Here is a 5,911-nt window from a genome sequence, read left to right as displayed (position 1 = left end):
ATAATAATTTAACCAGGGCATATGAAGGAAAAATATTTGTTCAAGTATATGCTCAATCAGGAACTGCTTCAGTTTATTCTTCTATTCATGATCAAACTTTTACTTACACTAAATCTTGGAATGTTGAAGTTCGATTAAGCTACACAGTTAATGTCCAGACAGAAAAAATAGGTTCTATTACTGGTCCATCTATTTCACTAAGACCTCTTTATGATGAAGATTTAAATAATTTTAGAATATCTGTTCAGGATATGGATGCAGAAAAAACATCAGGTGATACCCATATCAACATTTATATTAGATATTGGTTACTAGCTAATAGATATTTCCCAGGTTACGAACTAGTAACTTTTAAGCCTCCCGCAATTCAACAATATGTTTAGAAAGGAGGAATAGTAATGAAAAAAATGCAAATCATTCCTAAAATATTATTGATAATAGGGTTGGTTCTCTCAAATTTTATTTCTTTTCCTACAGCAGTATTAGCTCAAGAAACAACTAGCACTAATCAAATAGAACTTCGAGCTTTTCAGCAAAAAGCTGCATCTAAAACTTATGAAGGTATAGCTTCAGCTCCTGGCGGCTTAGGTAGGTATGAAGTACAATATATAATAAAAGTAGCATATTCTTTAAGCTATAATGTCAACACCTATCAAGTATCTAGTATCACTGATCCTAGAATTGTAATTGAATATTTATATATAAAAGGTGGAGAAGGATCTCAAGCTTATTTAAGCAATATTAGTGTTAATTCCAGCTATACTCCAGGTAGTGATCATGGAGACTTTACATGGAGCTTCAATATTATGGGACAAGCAGCTGGACAACATTATTTCTTCAAAGCAATAAATGGTTCCGATACCATCTGGGTGCCTTAAAATGAATGATAAAAATAGTAAAATTGCAAAGATATATTCACTTATACTGAGCGTTTTTCCAATAATTATGTATGTCGTCTCATCTTATCTTTTTAAGTTAGCAAATGTATCAACATATCATCAGCAAAATAATTCATGGTGGATATTTCCTTTGCCACATATGATAAATGTTCTTTGTATATTAGTTTTATCTTCATATATTAAAAAAACAGAATATGTTAAATTAACTGCCATCATTTCGGTTATTTATATAATTCTATTAGGATCTCCTATTTGGGCATTAATATTAACGGGGTTGAAAGTAAGTAACATTTTTTCTCCTTTGCTTATGATTATTAATTTTGATAATATGTCTATAATTTTAGAAATGTTTGTGTTCTACTGTTTTATCTGTATAACAATACTAAAAAAATAGGGTATCGTTGACGGGCTTTAGATCATTGACAAAGTCGCTCTTTGAGAAGGCTTTGGGGAACCAAAATTAACCGGGGTTTAATAAAAACACCTCTGAATGGATATCATTAAATTGTGATATCCTCCAGAGGTGTTTATTACTGGATCTTTTTAGTTTTCTTATAGCTTCCCCTTTTCTTTCATGGTTTGTGAATCTCTTTATCCAGACGAGGAATCCTCATATAGAAGCGTCTTCTCTATGTGCTCATAAGATCCTATTTCGATTAAATTGAAAGTTTGATGTTTCATTGGATTGAGCGCTATCTTATGAACGATTCTTTTTTATTTCTGCATTTATATAAAAACAGGTTTAAGACACCATTAGCTTAAAACTACCTGAAAAATAAATAATAATTCCACCGTTTTTCTTTAATTCTAAAATTTATAGTTTGTCAACAACTTGGGCCTTAGAAGAAACAATCTAAGCCTTTTTTTATGAATTCATTTTGATATTCTGTCAGATCTTCCTTCTGCATTGCTTTTTCATTTTCATATTCATAGTTGCGGTGCATCATTTCGTATTTGCGCTGACCAAACTGATGGAAAGGCAGAAGCTGTACTTTTTTCGCTTTGACTTTGACCAGAAGTTCTGCCAGCCCCTGGGCATCCTGAAGGGAAGCATTGAACCGGGGGATCACCGGAATCCTTGGCAGGACGTCCAAATTGTTTTGGAGGGCCCAGGAAAGATTCTGAATGATTTTTTCATTATGGACACCGGTTCCTTGATAGTGTTTATGGGAATCGTAGTGTTTGACATCAAACAACAACAGATCAAACAGAGGGGCCAGTTCCTGGAAAAGGGAGGGTTCGACATATCCGGTTGTTTCAATGGCGACATGAAGATCGTGTTTTTTTAATTCTTTCACTAAATCTTTGAGAAATTCCGGCTGAGCCATGCCTTCGCCGCCGGAAATCGTGATGCCGCCGGAAGATTCCTCATAGAAATCTTTGTCTTGAAGGGCAATTTCTACGATCTTATCGATTTCTTGTTTTTCACCTTCACACGATAAAGCGCTTTGTAAACAGTTTTGTACGCAAGCCTGGCAGTGAATGCATTTCGTTTCATCGATATGGATCTGATCTTTGACCAAAGACAGGGCGTGCTGTGGACAGATCTGGATACATTGTAGACAGCGGATACATTTTTTATGGTCCCATAAGATCTGCTGATCCATGGCCTGGCTTTCGGGATTGGCGCACCATTTACAGCGCAAAGGGCATCCTTTAAAGAAGATCGTTGTACGAATGCCGGGGCCATCGTGGATTGAGAATTTCTGAATATTGAATATTGTACCTGTTTTCATGGTTTTATTGTAACAGAAGGAACAGAAAGTTTCAAATGAAACTAAAATATATTACAAATGATATTGACATTTTCCTTTTCTCTGATTAGACTGAACGTAGAAAGCGAGGATTTTTTATGGAAAAATCATCACATTTTGGAAGTTTGACACCGAGAATGGCAAAATATCGCCAAAGCGTATTGGATGCCAAACCGTATGTGCGCTCACAAAGAGCTTTACTATGTACAGAAGCTTACCGAAATAATATGGAAAAGCCAACCGTTCTGAAACGGGCCTTGATGTTGAAGAATATTCTGGAAAAGATGTCGATCTATATCGAAGAGGAATCTTTACTGGCAGGAAACCAGGCCGAATCCAACCGGGATGCACCGGTATTTCCGGAATATACGATGAAGTTTGTGATCGATGAACTGGATACCTTTGAAAAACGAGACGGCGATGTTTTCTACATTACCGAACAGACCAAAGAAGATCTGCGCTCTATTGCCTCTTTCTGGGAAGGCATCAATCTAAGGGCGAAGGGAGAAGCTATGCTTCCAGAAGAAGTGGATGTGTATATGGAAACCGGCTTCTTTGGCATGGAGGGAAAACTAAATGCCGGAGATGCGCATTTGGCTGTCAACTATAAAAAACTCTTGAAACAGGGGTTGAAGGGGTATGAAGCCCAGGTCAAAGAAGAAAAATCGAAACTGGATCTGACGGATCCGGAATCGATTTCAAAATATCATTTCTATGATGCGGTATTGATCGTGATTGAAGCGGTACGGCATTTTGCCCTTCGTTATGCCAAACTGGCTAAAGAAGAAGCCCAGAAGGCATCGGCTTTACGTAAAGAAGAGTTGCTGGAGATTGCGCGTATCTGTTCCAGGGTTCCGTATGAACCGGCTCAGAGTTTCTATGAAGCCATTCAGTCGGTGTGGTTCATTCAGCTGATCCTGCAGATTGAATCCAATGGACATTCGGTCTCTTTTGGACGCTTTGATCAGTATATGGAGCCTTATTATAAAAAGGACAAGGAAGCCGGTCTGATCGATGAAGCCAAGGCGTTAGAACTTTTAAGCAATCTGTGGATCAAGGCACTGACCATAAATAAGGTGCGCTCACAAGCTCATACATTCTCCAGTGCCGGTTCGCCGATGTATCAAAATGTAACGATTGGAGGACAGACGCCGGATAAAAAGGATGCGGTCAATGAAATGTCGTATCTGGTCTTGACTTCGGTAGCCCAGACGCGCTTGACTCAGCCCAATCTGACGGTTCGTTATCATGCGCATATCGATCCGCATTTCTTTGATGAATGCATCGAAGTTATGAAGCTTGGATTTGGTATGCCGGCTTTAAATAACGATGAGATCATTATTCCTTCCTTTATCGATAAAGGCGTCAAGGAAGAAGATGCCTATGACTATAGTGCCATTGGCTGTGTAGAAACGGCGGTACCGGGCAAGTGGGGGTATCGCTGCACGGGAATGAGTTATATGAATTTTCCTCGGATCCTTTTGATTGCGATGAACGATGGTATCGATCTGACCAGCCAAAAGCGCTTTACCAAAGGATATGGAAAATTCACGGATATGAAATCGTTTGATGAACTGATGGAAGCCTGGGACAAAACGGTTCGTGAGCTGACTCGAATGAGTGTGATCGTAGAAAATACGATCGACCTGGCTTCTGAAAAAGAAGTTCCGGATATCTTGTGTTCCTGCCTGGTAGATGATTGCATCCATCGTGGAAAGACGATCAAAGAAGGCGGAGCGGTCTATGATTTTATTTCCGGCTTGCAGGTAGGGATTGCCAACATGGCGGACAGTCTGGCTGCGATTCGAAAGCTTGTTTTTGAAGAAAAGAAGATCACACAGGAAGAACTTTGGGAAGCGCTTTTAGATGACTTTTCTTCGGAAAAATCAAAAAGGATCCAGAAGATGCTGATCCAGGAAGCGCCAAAGTATGGAAACGATGACGATTATGCCGATCAGCTGATCGTCAAGGCGTATGATTCTTATATCGATGAAATGAAAAAATATCCGAACACCCGTCATAACCGGGGACCGATTGGCGGGATCCGCTATGCGGGAACTTCTTCGATCTCGGCCAACGTGGGACAAGGATACGGCACTATGGCCACACCGGATGGAAGAAAGGCCAAAACTCCGCTGGCTGAAGGTTCCAGCCCGGCACATGCGATGGATACTCATGGACCTACCGCAGTCTTCAAGAGTGTTTCTAAACTGCCGACGATCGAAATCACAGGTGGTTCTTTACTGAATCAGAAAGTAACACCTTCCATGCTGGCCAGCGAGGAGAACAAACAGAAACTGGAAATGATGATCAGAACGTTCTTCAACCGTCTGCATGGTTATCATGTCCAATACAACGTCGTAGACAAAGCGACTTTGCTGGATGCGCAGATCCATCCGGAAAACCACCAGGATCTGATTGTTCGGGTGGCTGGTTATTCGGCTTTCTTCAATGTCTTAAGCAAGGCCACGCAGGATGATATCATCGCTCGTACAGAACAACAATTATAATCTTTATTGAAAAGACGACCTCATTTGTTTACAATCATACTATGAATAAAAAATATATTTATGGTTTAGATGGATTAAGGGCGTTGGCCATTCTTGGCGTTACGCTCTTTCATATGCTTCCCGGTGTCATGCCGGGAGGCTATTTTGGGGTCGTCCTTTTTTTTGTACTGACCGGATTTTTGATGACGGTTTCTGCCAGAAAAAAGAAGTTTTCTTTTATTTCTTATTTTCTGGCTCGCATCAAGCGAATCTATCCGGCTTTGATCCTTGTCGTATTGAGTACACTGGGGGTTTATTTCTTTTTGGCGCCGAATGCGTTAAACGGCATTCGCATGGAAGTGCTCAGTATTTTTGGCGGTTTCAACAACTGGTGGCAGATTACCCAGAACATGGATTATTTCACCCGGATTGCCAACGCATCGCCGTTTTCTCATCTTTGGTTTTTATCCATTGAAATGCAGTTTTATCTTTTGTTTCCCTTCTTGTTTCTGATATTTAGAAAGGTCCGAAAACAAAAAGGAAGATCGTTTACTTTCCTCTTTGTCTGTATTTTAAGTCTGGTCCTGGCGATGATCATGCCCTTAGGCTATCTATTGGGCTTTGATATCACAAGGCTATATTATGGAACCGATACGCGAATCTTTTCTTTGTTTGCGGGAATGGCCTTAGGATGGCTCTACACTTCTTCATTTAAAAAGAAGCTATCCGTTATCCCTATTCTGGTGATGATGGCTCTTTTTATCGGAGT

The 5,911-nt window shown here is 39.9% G+C and carries 5 protein-coding genes; 4 read left to right on the top strand and 1 reads right to left on the bottom strand.

What is annotated here, in order from left to right:
* On the top strand, nucleotides 1-383 hold a 383-nt coding region (locus tag Q0K03_RS07000; RefSeq protein WP_297238994.1), incomplete at its 5' end, for a hypothetical protein.
* A 15-nt stretch (nucleotides 384-398) separates the two neighbouring features.
* Complete coding sequence (locus Q0K03_RS06995) at nucleotides 399-878, top strand: hypothetical protein (RefSeq protein WP_297238993.1); 480 nt, start codon at nucleotides 399-401, stop codon at nucleotides 876-878.
* An 860-nt stretch (nucleotides 879-1,738) separates the two neighbouring features.
* Here Q0K03_RS06995 and Q0K03_RS06990 read toward each other — a convergent pair.
* A complete protein-coding gene (locus Q0K03_RS06990; RefSeq protein ID WP_297238992.1) occupies nucleotides 1,739-2,635 on the bottom strand; it encodes a glycyl-radical enzyme activating protein in 897 nt (298 codons plus the stop codon).
* 116 nt (nucleotides 2,636-2,751) lie between these two features.
* Here Q0K03_RS06990 and Q0K03_RS06985 point away from each other — a divergent pair, with 116 nt between their 5' ends.
* Complete coding sequence (locus Q0K03_RS06985) at nucleotides 2,752-5,163, top strand: glycyl radical protein (protein WP_297238991.1); 2,412 nt, start codon at nucleotides 2,752-2,754, stop codon at nucleotides 5,161-5,163.
* Nucleotides 5,164-5,204: 41 nt separating this feature from the next.
* The coding region (locus Q0K03_RS06980) for an acyltransferase (RefSeq protein ID WP_297238990.1) at nucleotides 5,205-5,911 on the top strand (707 nt) is incomplete at its 3' end.

Source organism: uncultured Faecalicoccus sp., assembly GCF_944327125.1.
Taxonomy (GTDB): Bacteria; Bacillota_I; Bacilli_A; order Erysipelotrichales; family Erysipelotrichaceae; genus Faecalicoccus.
This window is presented reverse-complemented; position numbering and strand designations above follow the sequence as displayed.